This is a genomic window from Halorubrum sp. Eb13 (assembly GCF_002252895.1).
GTDB lineage: Archaea > Halobacteriota > Halobacteria > Halobacteriales > Haloferacaceae > Halorubrum.
The window spans coordinates 1-19,307 of sequence record NZ_NHPE01000034.1 but is presented as its reverse complement, the minus strand read 5'-3'; the positions used below and the strand labels follow the sequence as shown (position 1 = coordinate 19,307).

Annotated in this window: 21 protein-coding genes; 7 read left to right on the top strand and 14 right to left on the bottom strand. The window is 70.2% G+C overall.

Annotated features, from left to right (window positions below; all coding sequences use genetic code 11):
* The 6 genes from DJ75_RS03870 to DJ75_RS03845 form a co-directional block, all read right to left on the bottom strand.
* Positions 1-624: sulfite exporter TauE/SafE family protein (locus tag DJ75_RS03870; protein WP_141211955.1), on the bottom strand; the 624-nt coding region annotated here is incomplete at its 3' end.
* Positions 625-783: a hypothetical protein gene (locus DJ75_RS18485; protein ID WP_176451144.1), complete on the bottom strand. Its 159-nt coding sequence runs from the start codon at positions 781-783 to the stop codon at positions 625-627. It lies immediately after the preceding gene.
* A gap of 383 nt (positions 784-1,166) precedes the next feature.
* Positions 1,167-1,784, bottom strand: a complete 618-nt coding sequence (locus DJ75_RS03860) for a hypothetical protein (protein WP_094522716.1) — start codon at positions 1,782-1,784, stop codon at positions 1,167-1,169.
* 114 nt (positions 1,785-1,898) lie between these two features.
* The gene (locus DJ75_RS03855) at positions 1,899-2,684 is read right to left on the bottom strand and encodes an ABC transporter permease subunit (protein ID WP_094522714.1); all 786 of its coding nucleotides are present in this window, start codon (positions 2,682-2,684) and stop codon (positions 1,899-1,901) included.
* Positions 2,677-3,705, bottom strand: coding sequence for an ABC transporter ATP-binding protein (locus tag DJ75_RS03850; protein WP_094522712.1), 1,029 nt, complete (start codon positions 3,703-3,705; stop codon positions 2,677-2,679). Before DJ75_RS03850 ends, DJ75_RS03855 begins: the two co-directional genes overlap by 8 nt.
* Complete coding sequence (locus DJ75_RS03845; RefSeq protein ID WP_094522710.1) at positions 3,695-5,293, bottom strand: COG1361 S-layer family protein; 1,599 nt, start codon at positions 5,291-5,293, stop codon at positions 3,695-3,697. The genes DJ75_RS03850 and DJ75_RS03845 overlap by 11 nt, the downstream gene beginning before the upstream one ends.
* Positions 5,294-5,479: 186 nt before the next feature.
* Between DJ75_RS03845 and DJ75_RS03840 the strand changes: the two genes are divergently transcribed.
* A complete protein-coding gene (locus DJ75_RS03840) occupies positions 5,480-6,583 on the top strand; it encodes an alanine--glyoxylate aminotransferase family protein (RefSeq protein ID WP_094522708.1) in 1,104 nt (367 codons plus the stop codon).
* A 106-nt stretch (positions 6,584-6,689) separates the two neighbouring features.
* On the opposite strand, the gene DJ75_RS03835 is transcribed toward DJ75_RS03840, so the two are convergent.
* The gene (locus tag DJ75_RS03835) at positions 6,690-7,238 is read right to left on the bottom strand and encodes a hypothetical protein (protein WP_094522706.1); all 549 of its coding nucleotides are present in this window, start codon (positions 7,236-7,238) and stop codon (positions 6,690-6,692) included.
* A 361-nt stretch (positions 7,239-7,599) separates the two neighbouring features.
* On the opposite strand from DJ75_RS03835, the gene DJ75_RS03830 reads away from it, so the two are divergent.
* The 4 genes from DJ75_RS03830 (at position 7,600) to DJ75_RS03815 (ending at position 11,739) form a co-directional block, all read left to right on the top strand.
* The gene (locus DJ75_RS03830; protein WP_094522704.1) at positions 7,600-7,851 is read left to right on the top strand and encodes a hypothetical protein; all 252 of its coding nucleotides are present in this window, start codon (positions 7,600-7,602) and stop codon (positions 7,849-7,851) included.
* A 195-nt stretch (positions 7,852-8,046) separates the two neighbouring features.
* Complete coding sequence (locus DJ75_RS03825) at positions 8,047-9,066, top strand: aldo/keto reductase (protein ID WP_094522702.1); 1,020 nt, start codon at positions 8,047-8,049, stop codon at positions 9,064-9,066.
* Between the two features lie 176 nt (positions 9,067-9,242).
* A complete protein-coding gene (locus tag DJ75_RS03820) occupies positions 9,243-10,754 on the top strand; it encodes a lipopolysaccharide biosynthesis protein (protein ID WP_249269143.1) in 1,512 nt (503 codons plus the stop codon).
* Positions 10,755-10,833: 79 nt separating this feature from the next.
* Positions 10,834-11,739 carry a M14 family metallopeptidase gene (locus DJ75_RS03815; RefSeq protein ID WP_094522698.1) on the top strand — a complete coding sequence of 302 codons (906 nt, stop codon included), beginning with the start codon at positions 10,834-10,836 and terminating at the stop codon, positions 11,737-11,739.
* Positions 11,740-11,746: 7 nt separating this feature from the next.
* Here DJ75_RS03815 and DJ75_RS03810 read toward each other — a convergent pair whose 3' ends face one another.
* The 4 genes from DJ75_RS03810 to DJ75_RS03795 form a co-directional block, all read right to left on the bottom strand.
* Positions 11,747-12,124 carry a DUF5811 family protein gene (locus DJ75_RS03810; RefSeq protein WP_094522696.1) on the bottom strand — a complete coding sequence of 126 codons (378 nt, stop codon included), beginning with the start codon at positions 12,122-12,124 and terminating at the stop codon, positions 11,747-11,749.
* A 57-nt stretch (positions 12,125-12,181) separates the two neighbouring features.
* Positions 12,182-13,522, bottom strand: a complete 1,341-nt coding sequence (locus tag DJ75_RS03805; RefSeq protein WP_094522694.1) for an NAD(P)/FAD-dependent oxidoreductase — start codon at positions 13,520-13,522, stop codon at positions 12,182-12,184.
* A 66-nt stretch (positions 13,523-13,588) separates the two neighbouring features.
* Complete coding sequence (locus DJ75_RS03800) at positions 13,589-14,134, bottom strand: pyruvoyl-dependent arginine decarboxylase (RefSeq protein ID WP_094522720.1); 546 nt, start codon at positions 14,132-14,134, stop codon at positions 13,589-13,591.
* A 97-nt stretch (positions 14,135-14,231) separates the two neighbouring features.
* Positions 14,232-15,455, bottom strand: a complete 1,224-nt coding sequence (locus DJ75_RS03795) for a proteasome-activating nucleotidase (protein WP_094522692.1) — start codon at positions 15,453-15,455, stop codon at positions 14,232-14,234.
* A 260-nt stretch (positions 15,456-15,715) separates the two neighbouring features.
* Here DJ75_RS03795 and DJ75_RS03790 point away from each other — a divergent pair, with 260 nt between their 5' ends.
* Positions 15,716-16,273 carry a response regulator gene (locus DJ75_RS03790; protein ID WP_094522690.1) on the top strand — a complete coding sequence of 186 codons (558 nt, stop codon included), beginning with the start codon at positions 15,716-15,718 and terminating at the stop codon, positions 16,271-16,273.
* Positions 16,274-16,290: 17 nt separating this feature from the next.
* On the opposite strand, the gene DJ75_RS03785 is transcribed toward DJ75_RS03790, so the two are convergent.
* Positions 16,291-16,575: an amphi-Trp domain-containing protein gene (locus tag DJ75_RS03785; RefSeq protein ID WP_094522688.1), complete on the bottom strand. Its 285-nt coding sequence runs from the start codon at positions 16,573-16,575 to the stop codon at positions 16,291-16,293.
* A gap of 129 nt (positions 16,576-16,704) precedes the next feature.
* On the opposite strand from DJ75_RS03785, the gene DJ75_RS03780 reads away from it, so the two are divergent.
* Positions 16,705-17,100 (top strand): hypothetical protein, encoded by a 396-nt coding sequence (locus DJ75_RS03780; RefSeq protein ID WP_094522686.1) that lies wholly within the window; start codon positions 16,705-16,707, stop codon positions 17,098-17,100.
* A gap of 93 nt (positions 17,101-17,193) precedes the next feature.
* Here the strand turns inward: DJ75_RS03780 and DJ75_RS03775 are convergent, their stop codons facing one another.
* Entirely contained in the window at positions 17,194-18,273 is a 1,080-nt protein-coding gene (locus DJ75_RS03775; RefSeq protein WP_094522684.1) for an aminopeptidase, read from the bottom strand.
* 88 nt (positions 18,274-18,361) lie between these two features.
* Positions 18,362-19,093, bottom strand: coding sequence for a haloacid dehalogenase type II (locus DJ75_RS03770; protein WP_094522682.1), 732 nt, complete (start codon positions 19,091-19,093; stop codon positions 18,362-18,364).
* Positions 19,094-19,307: the final 214 nt, after the last annotated feature.

Below are 19,307 nucleotides of genomic sequence, written 5' to 3'. Positions count from 1 at the left end.
GAAGCCGCCGCCGACGCCGAGGAACCCGGAGATCAGGCCGACGCCGCCGCCGACTCCGGTGATGGTCCACAGCGACGCCTCGCTCCCGTCCGCGAGCGTCATCATCGGCGGAACGTTGTACGACTTGATCTTCCGGGCGATCTCGGGGACGTCGTCCTCCGGCGTGACGTCGGACCCGCCCTCGCTCTCCGCCTCCGGCCCGTCTCCCCCCGCGTCCGCCTCGTCGTTCAGCGCGTTCCGCGTGAAGAGGATCCCGATGGCCGCGAGCAAGATGACGTACGCGACGCCGACGACGACGCTCGCGATGCCGAGCACCTCCAGCCCGAACACCAGCCGGCTGCCGAGCTCGATGCCGATCGTGATCCCGACGAACATCAGCGCGCCGAGCCGGTAGTCCACCTGCCCGGCGTCGTGGTGTTTCAACGTCGCGATCACCGCCGTCCCGAACACGAACGCCATCGAGCTCCCGATGGCGACCGGAGCGGAGTATCCCAAGATGAGCAGCGCGGGCGTCACGAGGAACGATCCGCCCATCCCGAAGAACCCGAAGAACACCCCGACCATGAACCCGAAGACGACGAACAGCGCGAAGAGCTCCGCGCTCAGGCCCAGCAGTCCGAGCATCTAAATCCGCTGTATCCGGTTAAATACGGTCGGCGCCAGTTTGTCCTCGAGGATCCCGTAGGCGGCGTACAAAAGCGCCGCCTCGACGAGGACGAGCCCGATCACGACGAGCGCCGCCACGGTCGGGGGCGCGCCGGGGAGCAGCTCCGTGCCCGTCATCGGCACTCCCCTCCGCCTCCGGCGTTCGCGCCCGGCGATGGCCTCGGATAGGACTCTGTCATACATCCGTCCGTAGACCGCGTGAGTTGATAATGGTTTTGGGATTAACGTACAATACTATATCCGCATGACGAACGGGACACCTTCTGTAACTTATTGGTAAGTTACGCACTCGACGAGCCGGCGCCCTCGGCGGTGGAATCGGCCAGTGATCCCGGTGTTTCGGCAGCGAACCGTCCGCGGACGGGGACGCCCGTTGGAACGGCGGTCCCCGCACGAGCGGAGCGGGTCGAGTCTCTCGTGACGGCTGCGCGCTCAGTTAGCAGTGCGCATTGAACGGCTCGGCAGCCGCGACGAGACGGACGGTGTCGAGGCGGGGCGGGCTACTCGCCCGACTCCGTCTCCGCGTACCGGTCCGGCAGGTACGGGGTCAGCGCCGCCGGCACCAGCGGGATCACGAGCGCGGCGAGCTCCGCGAGATGCCGGCGGAGGACGGTGTAGACGGCGGCGACGAGCAGGGTCCCGGCCACGATCAGCCGGAGCGGGCCGTCGAGCAGGTAGAGGAGCGGGAGCGACAGCCCGACGGAGAGCGCGAGGTCCTCAGCGGCGCCGTCGTACCTGACGCCGGAGCGCGGCGCGACCCAGCGCTTCCGGTAGTGGTCGTACACCGCGCGGTCGGAGTTCCCCTCCCACGGCCGCAGCTCCAGGCCGCCGCCGTACATGTCCGAGACGCTGTGGAGCGCCGCCCCGAGGAAGAACAGGGCCGCCCCGACCGCGGCCGCCGAGGGGGCCGCTAAGGCGACGACGAGGGCGACGACGGCGGCCGCCGAGTAGTAGACCGGGTAGTGGAGGGTCTTCCGGTGGCCGACGTACATGTCGAGGTCGGGGAACAGGCCGCCCAGGAACCCCGCGACCAGCCCCACGGGCGCCAGTTCCGGCGCCACGCGCACGAGGGGCGCGGCGAGCAGCATCCCGGCCAGCACGTGTGTCGGCAGCATCATCGTGGCGGAACGAAAGCGACAGAACGGTATTAACGTGTCGGCGGACCGGAAGTGGCCACCGGGTCGAGTCGATCGATCCGGGAGAAAGCGCTTAACTGCCGTATCTCGAGCGTTTCAGATGTCCCTCCGCTCGAACAGCACCTGCGAGAGGATGAGCAGTCCGACGAACGCGACGAGGAGGATGGCCGAGTCGATGGGCTCGAACGACCCGTCGATCAGGATCGGCGTCGGTTCGTAGTAGTGCGTCGGGCTCAGGTACTGTATCCAGTCGTACGCGTCGGCGCCGCCGACGACGGACTCGACGAGGTACAGGACGAAGACGGTGCCGACGGCGGCCCGCTCGGCGACCGCCGCGCGGTCGACGGCGACCGAGAAGACGAGGCCGACCCCCGCACAGACGAGGAGAAACGGGATCGACAGCAGGTGGGCTAACAGCAGGCGGTCGAGCGGGACCGTCTCGCCGACGGCGACGACGAATAGGTAGATGATCGGGCCGCCGCCGGCGTTGACGGCTATCATCGGGACGAGCAGTCCCGCGAACTTCTCGACGAGCAGCCGTGACCGCGTGACGGGAAACGACAGGAGGAGCTCCATCCGCTCCGTCTCGATGTCGCCCGCGACGGTGCCGCCGGCGGCGTACGCGAAGTACAGCCCCAGGCCGAGCAGCCAGACGAAGTTGAACACCTGCGCGCCGAGGAACCCCTCGATGGTCGACAGGCTCTCGATGCCGAACGCCTCCAGCATCGCCGGGGGCAGGTCCCTGAAGACGTCCTCGTAGTTGACGCCCTCCAGAACGGTGAAGTACCAGACGATGAACCCGGCGTACGCCCCGACGCCGGCCGTGAGGATCGCGGCGCCGCGGAGCCGCCGTCGCCCCTCGTACCGAGCCGTCTCAAACATTCGTCGCTCCCGCCCCGTCGCTTTCGTCCGGCGTCTCCACCCCGTCGCCTCCGTTCGGCGTCTCCACCCCGTCGCCTTCGCCTCCCCCGTCCGACGCCCCTCCGGCGTCGTCCCCTCCGTCCGCCGACTCCTCGCTCCCGTAGTAGTGGGCGAACACGTCCTCGATCGGGGGCTCGCCGATCTCCACGTCGCTGACGTCGTGGGTCGCGAGTTCGCCGAGGAGCGCGTTGACGTCGCCGGCGTAGACGAACTGGACGCCTTCGGCGAACCGCTTGGGATCGACGACGCCGTCGAGGCCGGCTATCGCCGCGACCGCCGCGTCGCTCGCGTGCACCCGCACGTGTTTGCCGCTCCGGTGGAGCAGCGCTTCGACGTTCTCGAGCTCGACGAGCCTCCCGGCGCGGAGGATGCCGACGCGGTCGCAGACCCGTCGCACCTCGCTCAACACGTGCGAGGAGAAGAACACGGTCGTGCCGCGGTCGCGCTCCTCCCGGACGAACTCGTTGAACGCCTCCTGTTTGAGCGGGTCGAGCCCGCCGGTGGGCTCGTCCATGATCACGAGGTCCGGGTCGTGCATGAACGCCTGCACCAGTCCGAGCATCCGTTTGTTCCCGGTCGAGTACTCGCGTACCGGTCGGTCGACCGGCGGGGTGAACAGCTCCAGCAACTCCTCGCGGCGGCCGTCGCCCTTCATCTCGCCGTGGTAGTCGAGCACCGCCTCGCCGGTCACCTTCTCGTCGAAGCCGAGGTGAGCGGGGAGGTACCCGATCCGGCGCTTGGCCTCGGTCAGCGCTGTCTCGTCGCGGATGTCGGCGCCGAGCACCCTCGCCGTCCCCGAGGTGGGTTTTAACAGCCCCAGCAGCAGTCGTATCGTCGTCGACTTCCCCGCCCCGTTGGGCCCGAGGAACCCGAACACCTCTCCCCGGTTCACAGTGAACGACACGTCGTCGTTCGCGACCACGCTCCCGAAGTCCTTCGTGAGTCCCTCGACGACGAGCGGGCGGTCGGTCTCACCGGACATAGAACCACCACGCGCCGGTGGCGACGAGGAGCAGGAGGACGGTCAACACGGCGGCCTCGACGGGGACCCCCCCGCCGGACGACTCGACGACCGAGGCGGCGACCGTCGCGGTGTCGCCGGTGACGCGGACCCCGCCGGGGTCGGTGTAGCCGATCTCGACGCTCGCCGGATACCGACTCGGCGGCGCGTCGCCGTCGATCGAGAGGTCGAACGCGACCCGGCCCGTCTCTCCGGGCGCCAGCGACGGGATCACGGTCGTTCGGAACTCGCTCTCTAACGGCTGGTCGACGGCGAGGCGCAGTTCGACGTCGCGCAGTTCGACGTCCCGACGGTTCGTCACGTCGAGGCGCAACACGCCGTCTTCGCCGGCCGCGAATCGCGGGTCGACCGCGGACACCGTCACCGCGTCCCGGCGCTCGGCGACGGGAACGCGTACCGCCTCCCGCGTCGTCCGTTCCGCGTCGGCGGCGCTCCGGTAGCTCGTCGAGAGGACCAACTGCAGCGGCACCGAGTCGGCGTCCGCCGGGATCTCGCCGCGGAACCGGAAGGCGGCGCTCTCGCCGGCCGCGAGGTCGCCGACGGCGTACCGCGGACTGCGGGGGACGAACGCCCCGTCGCCGACCGCGAGGACGACGCTCCGAACGTCGCTCGGCCCGTCGTTGCGGATCGTCCCGCTGACGCTTCCGTTCTCGCCGACGCGGAGCGTGGAGTCGTCGACCGCGACAGAGAAGGACTGCTCAGGCCGCGGTCGGAGCCCGACCGGGATCCCCTCGTGCGCGTCGCGGATGCCGTCGACGTCGGTGTATCGAACGGTGCCGGTGAGGTCGAACGACTCGGCGGCGGCGTCCGCGCGGACGCTCGCCGGGAACCTGACCGTGGCGTTCGCTCCGGGGGCGAGCCGGTCGATCCGCGCGGTGTTCCGGTCCGTCTCGCCGAGCGCGACGTCCGGGCCGTTCGCGGCGAGTTCGACCGAGAGGTCGCGGGCGGGCTCGCCCCCGACGTTGGTCACGTTCACCGCGAGCGTTCCGGAGTCGCCGACCTGGACGTCGGTGTCGACCGTCCGGATCGCGAAGCGGGGCGCGTCGTCGACGGTCACCGATACGGACTCGGTCCGCGTCCGCGTCCGGTCCTGCACGATCCCGCTCCGCGGGGCCGAGAGGAACGTGTGCGAGTACCGGAGCCGCACGTCGAGCGAGTGCCGCCCCGGCTCCGCGTCGGCCGGGACCCTCACGGAGACGGGCACCTCCCGGACCGCGCCCTCGGCGATCGACCCGACGGCGAATCGTCCCGTCTCGACGACGAGCGGCGAGCCGTCGTTCCGGACCTCGACCACGACGCCGCGCGCGGTCGTGACCGCGGCCCGTCGGGCGTCCGACCCGGCGTCGACCTCGCCGTCGTTCGCGACCTGCACCGCGAGCTCCGTCGCCGTTCCCGGTGTCACCGTCGAGTCCGGGACGTACACGTCCAACTCGGGTTCGCCGCGGACGAACGGCGGCTCCTCCTGGGCGACGGCGAGTCCGGCGAACGACCCGACGAGGAGCGCGAGGACGGCGACGAGCGCGAGGACCGGGGCGATCCGTCGGGTCATTCACCTCACCGGCCCGACGGCCGAGGGGCGTCCGTCCGCCGATAGAACCGAGCCCGAACGGGAGCGCGGGCGGCGTGTCATACGCCCAACTCCTCCCGCCGGTCATATATGTTTACGCGTGTCGACGGACCGCGCCGACCGCGGCCGGTACGGGGCGCTTATCTCGCTGGAACCGAGTGTCTCGGTATGCTCATGACGCCGGGACCGACCGCGCTCCCCGCCCCCGTCCGCGACGCGATGAGCCGCGAGCTGATCAACCCCGACGTGGACCCGGAGTTTCAGCGGATCTACGACCGGCTCACCGACCGGTTGGCGGCGGCGTACGGGCTCGAGCCGAGGGAGGCCGACCGACCCGCGGGGACGGGCGACGGGCCGGCCCGCGACGTCGTCGTCCCCGGCGGGGAGGGGATCCTCGGTCTGGAGGCCGCGATCGCCTCGCTCGTCGAGCCCGGCACCGAGGTCCTCTGCCTGTCGAACGGGCTCTACGGCGACGGATTCGCCGACTTCGTCGAGTCGTACGGCGGCGAGGCGACGCTGGTCTCGGCCGACTACGACGACCCGCTCCCGCTCGCGGAACTGGAGTCGACCCTCGCCGACGAGGGCACCGACTTCGACGTCGCGACGATGGTCCACTGCGAGACGCCCACGGGGGCGCTCAACGACCTCGGTCCCGCGCTCGACCTGTTGGAGGGGGCCGACGGGGAGGTCCTCACCGTCGTCGACGCGGTCTCCTCGCTCGGCGGGGTGCGGGTGCCGACCGAGCGGATCGACGTCTGTCTGGGGGCCTCCCAGAAGTGCTTCAGCGCGCCGCCGGGGCTCACCACGGCCGCGATCAGCGAGCGCGCGTGGGCCGCGATGGACGAGCGCGACCCGCACTCGCTGTACACGAACTTCCTGCCGTGGCGCGACACCTCCGGAGGGTTCCCGTACACCCACCTGACGACCGAGGTCGTCGCGCTCGACGCGGCGCTCGGGCTGTGGCTGGAGGAGGGCCTCGATGCGGTCCGGGAGCGACACCGCACCGCGGCGGCGCGGTGTCGTGAGCGCGGGGCCGAGTTGGGGGTAGAGCCGTATCCGGGCCCCGAGCGCAGTTCTCCCACGGTGACCGCGTTCGCGGTCCCCGGACGAGCAGCGGAACTGCAGGAGCGCCTTCGCGAGGAGCACGACGTGCTCGTCGCGACGGGACTCGGGGAGTTAGCCGGGGACATCCTGCGCGTCGGCCACATGGGTCACAGCGCGCGGGTCGACCGCGTGGACGAGACGATGGACGCGCTGGCGGACGTGTTGTAACCCCGGACCGACGTCGTCGAGGGGTCGGTGAGCCGGCTCTCGTGGGACCCGCCGGAGGCGAACCGCTCCGACCGGCTCGGGTCTCCACGAGGCGCCGACGGCGCGGTCAGGCCTCCGCGACGTCGATGCGCAGTTCGTACGTCTCCTCGCCGAGCGTGATCGGGTTCCCGGTCTGCCGTATCGAATAGCTCCCCGGAGGGGCGGCGAACTCGTACGTCTCGGAGCGGGAGCCTCCGGGGGCGAGCGCGACGCTGATTCCGATGTCGTCCCCGCCGGTTACCCGACGGCCCTCCGTCTCCACGTGCTGACTCTCGACGTACTTTTCAGTCCACAGGATCGCGGCGGGCGCGTCCGGGTCGTAGAGCACTCCGAACGGCTCCGGAGCGCCCGTCACGTACTCGATCTCGCGCTCCGTTTCGTTTCTCGCCGTCAGTTCGACGACCGCCGGGGACCCCTCGCCGATCTCGGAGCGGCGAACGTCGCAACTGAAACCGATGGCTCCGTCGCCGGCCACGCGCGAGAGCGACGCCGTGACCGAACGCCCGTCGCCCGACCCCGGATCCCCGGGCGTGCCGTCCCGACCGACGCTATCCAAACACCCCGAAAGGGGAAGCGCCGACAGTCCGACGACGGAGAGGGCACGTCTCCGCTTCATGGCTCCGACTGGCGTCCAGTTGCGAATAATATTGTCGATGGCACAAACGGTCGTGTGAGACTCCGCTTGCGAGCCGCAGAGACCGGCCGTCTCAGACGGGAGCCCGCCCGGCGAACGGGAGTTCGGCAGAGCCGGCGAGCAGTCCGCGAGTATCGACGACGAGGCGGCGGTGAGCACCGTCTCGGGAGCCTCAGATCTGCCATTTATAACTCACCGGCTCCGTTGAAATCCTCACTCCGTGATCGGTCACAGTGGCCGTGCTGAATACAGCGCGCATATTCACGGTCGGCGGAGTCAGTTGTACAGTCGGTTTCGTTCTGGTAGGGCTAGCGTTTAGATGCCCAGCGTCCGAATACTACGTATGCACTGGCGCAGACGGCGCGACTTGGAAGGCGGGAAGGAATTGGGGGTCTGGTTGCTCCTCGACGACGGAACCGTCGAGAAAGAACTGTACGTCGAGTCTCACGAGTACCGAGGCGGCGATTTTGACGTATACACTGCATCTCCCGACGGCGAGTGGGAGCACAACGGTACTTTCGACACGGCTGACGACGCGTTCGACGCGGCTCTCGCACAGATCGAGGAGAGTCAGTTCCCTCTCGAAGGTACGTGAACGGCCACTTCTATTCCGCGGACTTGATCCTAACCGGCGGTGTACACACCCTCTGTATCCAACACGGAGCTTCTATCGACTACAGCTGAGTTCTACAGAGCCAGATCGTCGTCTCCGTTGCCGGTCGTCCGGTCGTTGCCCGCGGTTCCGCCTCCGGAACGCCCTTGCCCGCGCCCGGACCAATTGGGAGTGAACATGAATCACCGCACGCTCGGGGACGTCGGCGCGGTCAGCGAGGTCGGCTACGGCTCGTGGCAGATCGGGAGCGACTGGGGCGACGTGACCGAGTCCGAGGCCGTGGCGGCCGTCGAGACCGCCCGCGACGCCGGGATCGACTTCTTCGACACGGCCGACGTGTACGGCGACGGGCGCTCCGAGCAGATATTGGGGGACGTGCTCGAAGACGACATCGCGCGCGGCGACGTGACGGTCGCGACGAAGGCCGGCCGACGGCTCGACCCCCACGTCGCCGACGGGTACACCGAGGCGAACCTCCGCCGGTTCGTGAATCGCTCGCGCGAGAACCTCGGGATCGAGACGCTGGACCTGGTCCAGCTCCACTGCCCGCCGACCGACGTCTACTACCGACCGGAGACGTTCGACGCGCTCGCGACCCTCGCGGACGAGGGGCGGATCGCGAACTACGGCGTCAGCGTCGAGCGCGTCGAGGAGGGGCTCAAGGCGGTCGAGTACCCCGGCGTCGAGTCGGTCCAGATCATCTTCAACCCCTTCCGCCAGCGCCCGGCCGACCTGTTCCTCGACCGGGCCGCCGAGCGCGACGTGGGCGTGATCTGTCGGGTCCCGCTCGCCTCCGGCCTGCTGACCGGCGCGCTCTCGCGGGACGACGTGTTCCCGGAGAACGACCACCGCAACTACAACCGCGACGGCGACGCCTTCGACGTCGGCGAGACGTTCGCCGGCGTCCCCTACGAGGCCGGACTGGACGCGGCCGACGCGCTCGCGGCCCGCGCCGACGCGGTCGCCGCCGACCCGACCGACGCGACCGGCGACGGCCTCTCGCTCGCGCAGTTCTCGCTCCGGTGGATCCTCGATCACGACGCTGTCTCGACCGTGATCCCGGGGTCGACGACGCCCGAGCACGTCCGCGCGAACGCGGCCGTCAGCGACGCTCCGCCCCTCGGCGAGGCCGCCCATGAGACGGTCCGCGAGGCGTACGACGAGCGCGTCCGCGAGCACGTCCACCACCGCTGGTAGCGAAGGGGGTCGGCGACGGAACGAGTCGCTTTTCTCCCGAGACGAGACAGGACGGATAGAACCGATCCGTGGTCGACGGAGCCAGCGCCGAAACCGACGGCAGCCCCCCAGACGAGTCCGCGAGCGGTAGCGACGCCCCGGGCGACGACGCCCCGAGCGACGGCGATACCGATTCGATCCCCGACGACGAGCGCGAGGCGCTCGTGACCATCGCTCACGGCGCCGTGGTCACGTCCGGCGGCGTCTCCGGGCAGCGAGCGCTGACGGCGGCGACCGAGTTCGTCCTCGCGCGGGGGCTCGGCCCGACGGCGTACGGCGTCTACGCGCTGGCGTGGCGGATCGCCCAGCTCCTGTCTCGGCTCGTCACCTTCGGGAGCGTGCCGGCGCTACAGCGGTACCTCCCAGAGTACGCGGACGACCCGCGACGCCGGGGCGTCGTCGCAGGGCTCGCGTACGCGACGACGCTCGGCTTCGGCGCCGCCATCGCCGCGGGCGTCTGGCTGGCCGCGCCGCGGATCAACGACCTCACTGTCGGAGAAGCGGCCTTCCCGGGCGCGATGCGGGCGTTCGGCTTCCTCGTCGGGTTCCTCGGCGTCGTCATGGTCGCGTCGGGGATCTTCCGCGCCGTCGGCTCGGCGCGCGGCGAGATCGCCTTCAACAAGCTGCTCCGCCCGGGAGTCCGCCTCGTCGCCGCGGTCGCGGCGCTGGCGCTGGGCTACTCGATCGGGGGCGTCGCCGTCGGCATCGTCGCCGCGACCGCGCTGCTCGCGGCGGTCGCCGTTCCGCTCGCCGCGCGGGTGACCGGAGTCGTCCCGTCGCTGCGGGGCGCCCGGCTGGAGGCGCGGCGCTTCTACGACCACGCGGCGCCGGTCGCGATGAGCAGCCTCGGGAAGGTGTTCCAGAACCGCGTCGACGTGCTGCTCGTGGGGGCGCTCCTGACCGCAACGGCCGCGGGGGTGTACAACGTCGTGCTCGTGCTGATCGCGATCGCGTGGATCCCGCTCATGTCCTTTAACCAGCTCCTCCCGCCCGTCGCCTCGGAGCTGTACGGGAACGGCCGGACGGCGACGCTGAACGCGGTGTACGCCTCGGTGACTCGGCAGATCGTCACGGCGGTCGTCCCGATACTCGCCGTCCTCGCGGTGTACGGCCGGGAGCTGCTCGGGCTGTTCGGCGACCCGTACGTCGCGGGGTACGTCCCCCTCGTCGTCTACCTCGGCGGGGTGTTCGTCGGCAGCGCCGTCGGCGCGACCGGCTGGCTCCTCATGATGACCGACCACCAGTACGCCCGGATGGCGCTCGACTGGCTGCTCGCGGTCCTCAACGTCGCGTTGACCTACGCGTTCGTCGTGCGCTTCGGGCTCGTCGGCGCCGCGCTCGGCACGTCGCTCGCGATCGCCGCCCAGAACGGGATCCAAGTGCTACTGCTCCGCCGGTTCGAGGGGCTGTGGCCGTTCGACCGGACGTTCCTCACGCCGCTGGCGGCCGGGGGCGTGGCCATCCTCGCGATGCGGGCGGTCCGCGCGGCCGTCCCCGGTCGAGCCGCGGTCGTCGTCGGCGCCGCGATCGGTCTCGCGGCGTACGCGGCGACGCTACGCACCCTCGGCGTCGACCCCCGGGACCGGCTCGTCGCCCGTCGCTTGGCGGAGCGGTACCGGACGGCGCTCCGCCGCCGGTTCCGTCGCTAAGCCGTCGTCGACGGGTCGCGGCCGCGCCGCGCGAGCGAACGGCCACCCTTTATTATTCGACCGGCGCGTACCGTGTTCCATGGAAACGATCGAGCGCGGGTCGGCCGGCTCGGCTCGCGTCGCGATCGTCGGCGGGATCCACGGCGACGAGCCCGCCGGCGAGCGGATCGTCAGACGGCTCGCCGACGAGCTCGACGAGACGGGCGCGGGGAGCGGACGCGTCCGACTGATAATCGCAAACGAGCGGGCGCTGGCGGCCGGAACGCGGTACACGGAGGCCGACCTCAACCGGGTCTTCCCGGGCGACCCCGACAGCGACGAGTACGAGCGGGCGCTCGCGCCGCGGCTCGCGGCCGAGCTGGAGGGGATGGACGCGGTGCTCGCGCTCCACACCTCGCACAGCGCGCCGCCCCCGTTCGCGATCTACAGCGACCCGACCGAGTCGGTGCGCCGGAGCGTGACCGGGATGCCCGTGGAGTACGTCGTCGACTCCGGCGAGCTGCGGTCGACGACGCTCGACTCCGTCGTCCCCCACACCGTCTCGATCGAGGTCGGCAGACAGGGGAGCGAGGAGGCGGTCGAGTTCGGCTACGAGGCCTGTCTCGCCTTCCTCCGGGCGCACGGCGTGCTCGACGACGAGCCGCCCACGTTCACCGAGACGACGGTCGTCGCGGGCGACGAGGAGGTGCCGAAGGGCGGCGGCGAGCCGCACGTCCACTTCGGGAACTTCGAGGAGATTCCGCGCGGCGCGGTGTTCGCCGAGGACGACGTGTACACCCACCGCGTCGACGAGGAGGGAGTCGTCCCGATCCTCGCGAGCGAACGCGGGTACGAGGATATATTCGGGATCTACGGCCGCGTGCAGGGCGTCATGCAGCCGCCGGACGAGCCCGCCGACGGGACGACGGCGCAGGGGACGTCGGCGGAGGAGTTCGTGGAGGAGGAGTCGGGGCGCGAGGGGTCGACGGAAGGAACGGCGGAGTAGCCCGAACTCACTTCGCGGTCGGCGTGACGTCGCCGACGGCGTCCATCACCTGCATCGCGGCGCTGGCGGCCAGCCCGCGGGCGACCTCGTCGGTGTCGGCGTCGGCGATCCCGGCCTCCAGCTCGTCCGGATCCGGCGTGAACCCGGCCGAGACGGGATGTCCGGCCGGCGGGTTGACCGCGACGGTCGCCTGCGGCCCGTTGGCGCCGACCGACAGCTCCGAGCCGACGGCGTAGCTGTTCGGGAGATACGATTCGGTTCGAGAGACGATTCCGGCGACCGCGCGCCGGAGGCGCCGTTCCTGGTCGGGGGAGAGGTTGACGGCCGCGGGCTCGCCCGCGTTCGTCACGCCCGGTGCCCCGGCGTACGGGTTGTTGCCGTTCATCGAAGACACGCTGGGTACGCGGAGCCGGTTAAAAAAGGCGTCGGCGCCCGAACCCCGTCAGGGACGGAGGACGCGCCACGCGACGCTCGGTCGCAGCAGCGACGTCGGCTCTCGTTCTAAGCGGAACACGCGGTAGAACGCATCGGTGAGACGGCCGTCCGCGTGGGCCTTCCGGACGAGCCGGTCGACGTACCTGTTGAACAGGTCCGTCCCCGCCGGCTTCGGTCCCGTCGTCTCGGGAAACCGGAAGTCGCCGCCGACCGCGACATTCCAGACGGCGTCGACGACGTCGGCCGCCTCGTCGAAGAACCGCGGGGCGAGGTCGTCGAGTCCGGTACCGAGCGCGTGGTGGAGCAACAGCGCGTCTAGCGCCGCGACGGACATCCCCTGTCCGTAGATGGGATTGAAGCTGGCGACGGCGTCGCCCGTGACGACCAGTCCGTCGGGGAACGCGTCCAGCCGCTCGTACCGGCGCCGAACGCTCGACGGGAACGGATAGCGGTGGATCTCGTCGGCGGTCCACTCGCGCTCGCGGACCAGCTCGCCGAGCTCGTCGACCGGAAGGCTCTCCGCGAACGCGATCAGTCCCTCCCGATCCCCGGGGGTGTCGTCGCCGTGGACGCCCTGGACGATCACCTCCCATTCGCCGTCCTCGACCGGAATCGCCGCGCCGCCGCGGGTCCGGGGTGGGTCCGGCGGGACGAAGATCGAATGACGGACGTCACGGGGACGGTCGACCCGGACCGTGGAATAGGTCACGTCGATCTCGACGGACTCCTCCGGCGGGGCCTCGTACCCGTGCGCCGAGAGCCACGCCGGAGTCCTGCTCGTTCGACCGGTGGCGTCGACGACGAGGTCGGCGTCTAGCGACGTCTCTGCTCCCCGTTCACCTCGGTAGCTGACGCCGGTCACTCGCCCCTCGCCGTCGGTGTCGTAGCCGACGAAGTTGCGGTTCCCCCGGAGGGCGATCCCGGGTCGCTCGGCGACCGCCTCGCGAACGACGTGTTCGAACAGCGCCCGACTCGCGCAGTACATCGGTAGTCGGTCGGGACCGTCGGCGAAGAAGTCGCCGGCCTCGTAGTAGCGCATCTCGGTCGCGGCGTCGATCATCAGTCCGCCGGCGACCAAGAGGCGCTCGCCGAACCCCGGAAACAGGTCTTCGAGGGTCGCGCGGCCCGCCTCCAGCATGGCGTGCGGATGGCTCGTCTGCGGTGCGCCGTCGCGCGTCTCCGGCCCGTCGGGGAACTCGTCGCGTTCGAGCACTGTCACCGCCGTGAAGGCGTCGTCGAGCACGCGGGCGGCACACAGTCCGGCCATGCTCCCGCCGACCACGACCGCCCGGTCCCCGAGGTCCGACAGCCGGTCGGGATCGTATCGGTCGACGTTATTTAGTACCATGTTATTAGATGACATGGTAGCCGCTACCGCGTGATTAAATTTTGGAGAGCGGCCGGCGTACGTGGACTACAGGATCGGCTCCGACCGGCCGTACGCGGCGATCACGACCGCGGTCGTGTACCGCTCCGGCGCCGAGGCCGCCGTCTCGACGCGGACCTCACGGTCGGGCAGATCCCAGTCGCGAAGCTCCGCGCCGGCGTCTAACCCCGTCTCGATCCGCTCGCGCACGTCCTCGGCGTCCTCGCCGGTCACCTCGTAGAAGAGGCCCGGGCCGGGGCCGGTCGCCCAGCCGAGTCCGGCGACCACGTCCGGGCGGCGTCGAGGGGCGCGCTTCGACTCGGCGTCCTCCGCGCCGGCGCGGCCACCCTCCCGGAAGTCCACCTCGTCGTCCGGGCCGACGGTGCGACGCGCCTCGACCACGGTGAGCCGGTTGCCGGCGGAGCCGAGGTCGGGCGCCTCCGCGACCGCCTCGACGGTCGCCTCCGCGGGGACCACGGAGGAGACCGCCACGAGGTTGTAGTTGTGGAGGTTCGCGTCCGCGAGCGCCGCGTCGTAGGAGGCCATCGCCGTGTCGGCGACGCCGACGCCGCCGGCGACGTGGATGATGTTCATTACGATCGGATCGACGGTCACCGCGCTAAGGAGTTACGAACCGACCACAGCCGATGTCAAAACGCGGGCCGCTGGCCTCACCGTTCTCGCCGCAGAACTAGTACTGGTAGTTGATGACCTGCTCTTCGGTCTGCTCCGCGTCCTGGAGCTTCTCGCGGGCCGACTCGAAGTCTGCCTGCGTGACTTCGGTGCGACCGTCGCGGATCGCGAACATGCCGGCCTCGGTCGCCAGCGAGGCGATGTCGGCCCCGCTGTACCCCTCCAGATCCGCGGCGACCTCGGAGACGTCCGTCCCCTCGGCGACGTTCATGTGCTGCGTGTGGATCTCGAGGATGCGCGCGCGGCCCTCGGCGTCGGGCTCGGGCACCTCGATGAGGCGGTCGAACCGGCCCGGACGCAGGATCGCCTCGTCGAGCATGTCGAAGCGGTTGGTCGCGGCCATGATCCGCACCTCGCCGCGGTCGTCGAAGCCGTCCATCTCGGAGAGCAACTGCATCATCGTCCGCTGGACCTCGGCGTCGCCGGAGGTCTTCGAGTCCGTCCGCTTGGCGGCGACGGCGTCGATCTCGTCGATGAAGATGACGGCGGGCTCGCGCTCGGACGCCAGCTCGAACAGGTCGCGGACGAGCCGCGCGCCCTCGCCGATGAACTTCCGGACCAGCTCGGAGCCGGCCATCTTGATGAACGTCGCGTCGGACTCGTTCGCGACGGCCTTCGCGAGCATCGTCTTCCCCGTGCCCGGCGGGCCGTGGAGCAGGACGCCGCTCGGGGGCTCGACGCCGACGGCCTCGAACTGCTCGGGGTTCTCCAGCGGGTCTTCGACGGCCTCGCGGACCTCCCGGATCTGGTCGTCGATCCCGCCGATGTCGGCGTACTCGACGTCCGGCGACTCGGTGACCTCCATCGCCTGGGCGCGGGAGTCGGTTTCGTCGTCGAGCACCTGCTGGACCGCGAAGGAGTCGTTGATCGCGACGCGGTCGCCGGCGCGGAGGTCCTCGTCGAGTCGGGTCGCCGCCTGCGTCAGCACCTCTTGGTTGTTGCCGTGCTGTTTGATGACGACACCGTCGTCCGTGATCTCTTCGACCGACGCGATGTACAGCGAGGAGGTTTTCAGCACCTCGTTCTCGCGTTTCAGCTCGTCGACGTCGGTCTTCAGTTCGCCGCGGCGGCCCTGCGCGTCGTCGAGCCGCTGCTCCAGTTCTTCGTTCACCTGCAGGATCCGCCGGTAGTGCTGGCGGATCGCTTCGAGCCGCTCCGTCTCGCTCATCTCCGGATCGAGCTCGAGACGGGGGCGGTCGGGCAGTGAGGGGCTATGAGACATTCGTTGTGTCCCGATACGGAGCGCGCATAAATGTGCCTTTGGGTCACGGTGGTTCCCCGTTCCGACCGCGCGGCGCAACCCTCCATCCCGCACCGGACCGGCGACCGCGCCGCCGTCGAGCCGGATATCAGGATCGATAATTGTGGGTCAACGTTTTAACATGCCGCGTTCGTAGGCGGCATCATGAGCGCAAGAACGGTCGTCGACCGCGCCGCGCCGGCGTCTCCGACAGGCGATACTCGGGGCGAGGTCCACCGACCATGAGCGACGAGACACCGGCGACGGTCCTCGCGGTCGACGACGAGCCCGACCTCGCCGAGCTGTACCGGGTGTACCTCGACTCGGCGTACGACGTCCGGGTCGCGACCGGCGGCGAGGCGGCGCTGGAGCAGATGGACGAGTCGGTCGACGTCGTCCTCCTCGACCGGCGGATGCCCGACATGACCGGCCACGAGGTGCTCTCGTCCATGCGCGAGGCCGGTCACGACGCCCGCGTCGCGATGCTGACCGCGGTCGAGCCCGACGTCGACATCGTCGACATGCCGTTCGACGACTACAAGACCAAACCGGTGACGAAAGAGGACCTGCTGACGCTCGTAGAGGTGCTGCTCTACCGCGCGGAGTTCGACGAGCACAGCCAGGAGTTCTTCGCGCTGGCCTCGAAGAAGGCCGCGCTGGAGGCGGCCGGCACGACGGGGACCGACGAGTACGAGGAGCTCATCGAGCGGATGGAGTCGATCCGCGACCGCGTCGAAGACACGCTCGGCCACCTCTCCGCGCGCGACGCGTTCGTCGAGGTTCCGAGCAGCGTCACGTAGCCCGGCGACGACCGCCGTTACTCGATCTCCAGCTCCCCGTCGGCGCCGCCGCTCTCGCCGTCCTCGTCCCACTCCAACTCGAACTCGACGCTCAGCTCTCCGGGACCGTCGGCGGGCCCCTCGCGCTCCACTTTCACCTCGAACGTCGGCCGGGCCGGGGGGTCCATCGTCACCGACTCGTCGCCGCGGGTGAACGTGATCCCGCTCCCGGACTCCAGCGACTCGACGACGGTCCGGAGATACGCGGCGATCTCCTCGCGGCTCCGTCGGCTCTCCGACTCGAAGAGTACTTTTTCAGTCATAGGCGAACGTACGCGTTCCCGGGACATAAATACCGCCGCGGCCCGGTTCCGGCGCGTCGAACACCGCCGCGGCCCGGTTCCGGCGCGTTCCCCCGACCGTTTTGTGGCGCCCCGTCGAAATCATCCCTCGTGTCCGTCCTCGACTGGCTCCGCACGGTCGTCGCCGTCGCCGTCTACTGGACGGCGATCGCGCTCGGCGGGAGCGTCCTACTCCCCGACCCGACGAGGCCGCTGGTCGCGATTCCGGTCATCGGCGGCGCCGTCGTCGTCGCGCACGCGGTTCGCGCCGACCGGCTCGTCGAGCTCGGGTACGCCGTCGGGACGCTGTGGATCGCCGTGCTGGTGCTGTCGGTCGGAACCGGCGTCGTCGACGTCGTCGCGGCGCCCGAGGGGGAGATCGCGCCGCTCGCGGACTTCCCGGCGATCGCCGCGGTCGGCACGGTCGGCCTGTTCGGTATCCTCGTCGCCGCGTACGCGGCGTTCGTCAGCCGGAGCACGGCGCGCGACGCCGCCGCGTCGGAGTGAGCGTCGCGGTCGGCGCGACCGCCGATCCGGTCACGGCCGTGCTCGGGAGAGCCGGTCCCGGCCGTGCTCGGGCGCTCCGCTCCCCGACCGCTCTCAGAACCCGTCTTCGAACACGAACGTCCCGTCCCGCTGGACGACCTCGCCGTCGACCTCGATGACGGAGTCCTCGCTCATGTCGACGATCATGTCGACGTGCTCGGCGGACTCGTTGATCGCGTTCTCCTCGCCCACCGTCTCCGGGTACGCGGAACCGACCGCCATGTGGACCGTGTCGCCCATCTTCTCGTCGAACAGCATGTTGTAGGTGAACCGGTCGATCTGGCGGTTCATCCCGATACCCAGCTCGCCGAGCCGCCGCGAGCCCTCGTCGGTGTCGAGGATCCCCGTCAGCAGGTCCTCGTTGCGCTCGGCCGAGTGCGAGACGACCTTCCCGTCCTCGAACCGGAGCCTGACCCCGTCGATCTCGCGCCCGTAGCGGTACAGCGGGAGGTCGAAGTGGACCTCGCCGTCGACGCCGTCGCGGACCGGCGCCGTGAACACCTCGCCGCCGGGCAGGTTCGCCTCGCCGTAGTCGTTGAGCGTCGAGTTGCCCGAGACGTCGAGCGTGAGGTCCGTCTCCTCGCCCGAGCGGATCCGGACCTCGTCGGCGTCGTCGAGGATAGCGACCATCTCCTCTTGGAACGCGCGCTGCTCCTCCCAGTCGAGCGAGACGGCGTCCCAGACGAAGTCCTCGTACGCCTCGGTGCTCATCCCGGCGAGCTGGGCGTGGCTCGCGGTCGGGAACTGCGTGAGACACCACGTCTTCGAGAGGCGCGTGCGCTTGACGTCCTCCATCGCGCGGTTGTAGGCGGCGTTCGCCTCGGGGTCGACGTCGGCGTCCTCCGTCGCGTTCGCCCCGCCGCGCGCGATGACGAAGACATCCGCCTCCTGATAGAGCGCGAGCCGGTGGTCCGGTTCGGTGAAATCCTCCGAGGAGCGCTTGAACGCGCGCTGAGCGCGCTTCGAGTAGTTGAGGTACACCGGGTTGGCCCCGCGGTCCCCGCAGATCTCGTGGAGGGCGACCGCCAGGTCCTCGGCCTCGGCGGGTAGCTGAATGACGACGTCGTCGCCCGACTCGATGCCGGTCGAGTGGTCGGCGATGATCTCGGCGTGTTCGCGGATGCGTGCGTCCATACGACCACCTCTCGCCGCGGGGGATTACCGGTTTTGGAAGCGGCCGGCGGTTCCGCGGCGCGGCCACGTCCGCGGGTCCGCGGCGCCGCTACTCGGTCGCGGTCCCGCGGGGCGCGAGCGCGTCGGCCAGCGCCTCGGTGTCGGGGACGGTGATGTCCGGCCGGTGTGTCCACCCCCCGTACGGGTTCTCGTGCCTGTTGAGGAACGCGCCGCGCATGCCGACCGCCTTCGCGCCGACGAGGTCGAACGTGTGCGCGGTCACGAAGGCGACCTCGTGGGGCGCGACATCGAGCGCCTCGCAGGTCAGGTCGTACGACGCCCGGTGGGGCTTGTAGGCGCCCGCCTCGGCGACCGACACGAAGCCGTCCAGCTCGGTCTCGAAGTTGGGGCGGACCGCCTCGAGCATGTCGGGGTCGCCGTTCGAGAGGCCGACCAGTTCGTACTCCTCGCTCAGCCGGTCTAACGCGGCGTCGACGTCCGAATACGGCTCGAGCGTCTTCCACTGCCGGATGACGGCGCGGACCGCCTCGTCGGGAACGTCGAGGCCGATCTGTTCGAGCCGATACGCGAGCGCGCGTCGGCTGATCTCCTTGAACGGTGTGTGGGGTCCCGGGATCAGCGAGTCGATCATCGAGTCCCGGAAGTGCATGGCGAGATACCGCCGGAGCAGGACCTCGGGGTCGTATTCGCTCCCGTGATCGTCGAGCAGGGCCTGCAGCGCGGGGACGAGGGTCGCTTCGCGGTCGAGCAGCGTGTCCCACAGGTCGAACGCGAGCACCTTCGTCTCCTCCCGGAGCGTCTCCGCGGCGATTTCAGACATATGACGGCTGTCACACCGACGGTATGCGTTATCAAACTACGGTTCGCGGAACGGTCGCGTACCGTCCCGGGACCGCTCACCCCGTCAGCACCCACGCGCCGATCAGGAGCAGGATCCCGCCCGCGACCCGGTCCAGCCAGCGGCCGGTCCGCTCGGACCGGAGCACGTCCGCGGCGCCGTCGGCGACGACCGCCACGCCGCCGAGGTAGAGAGC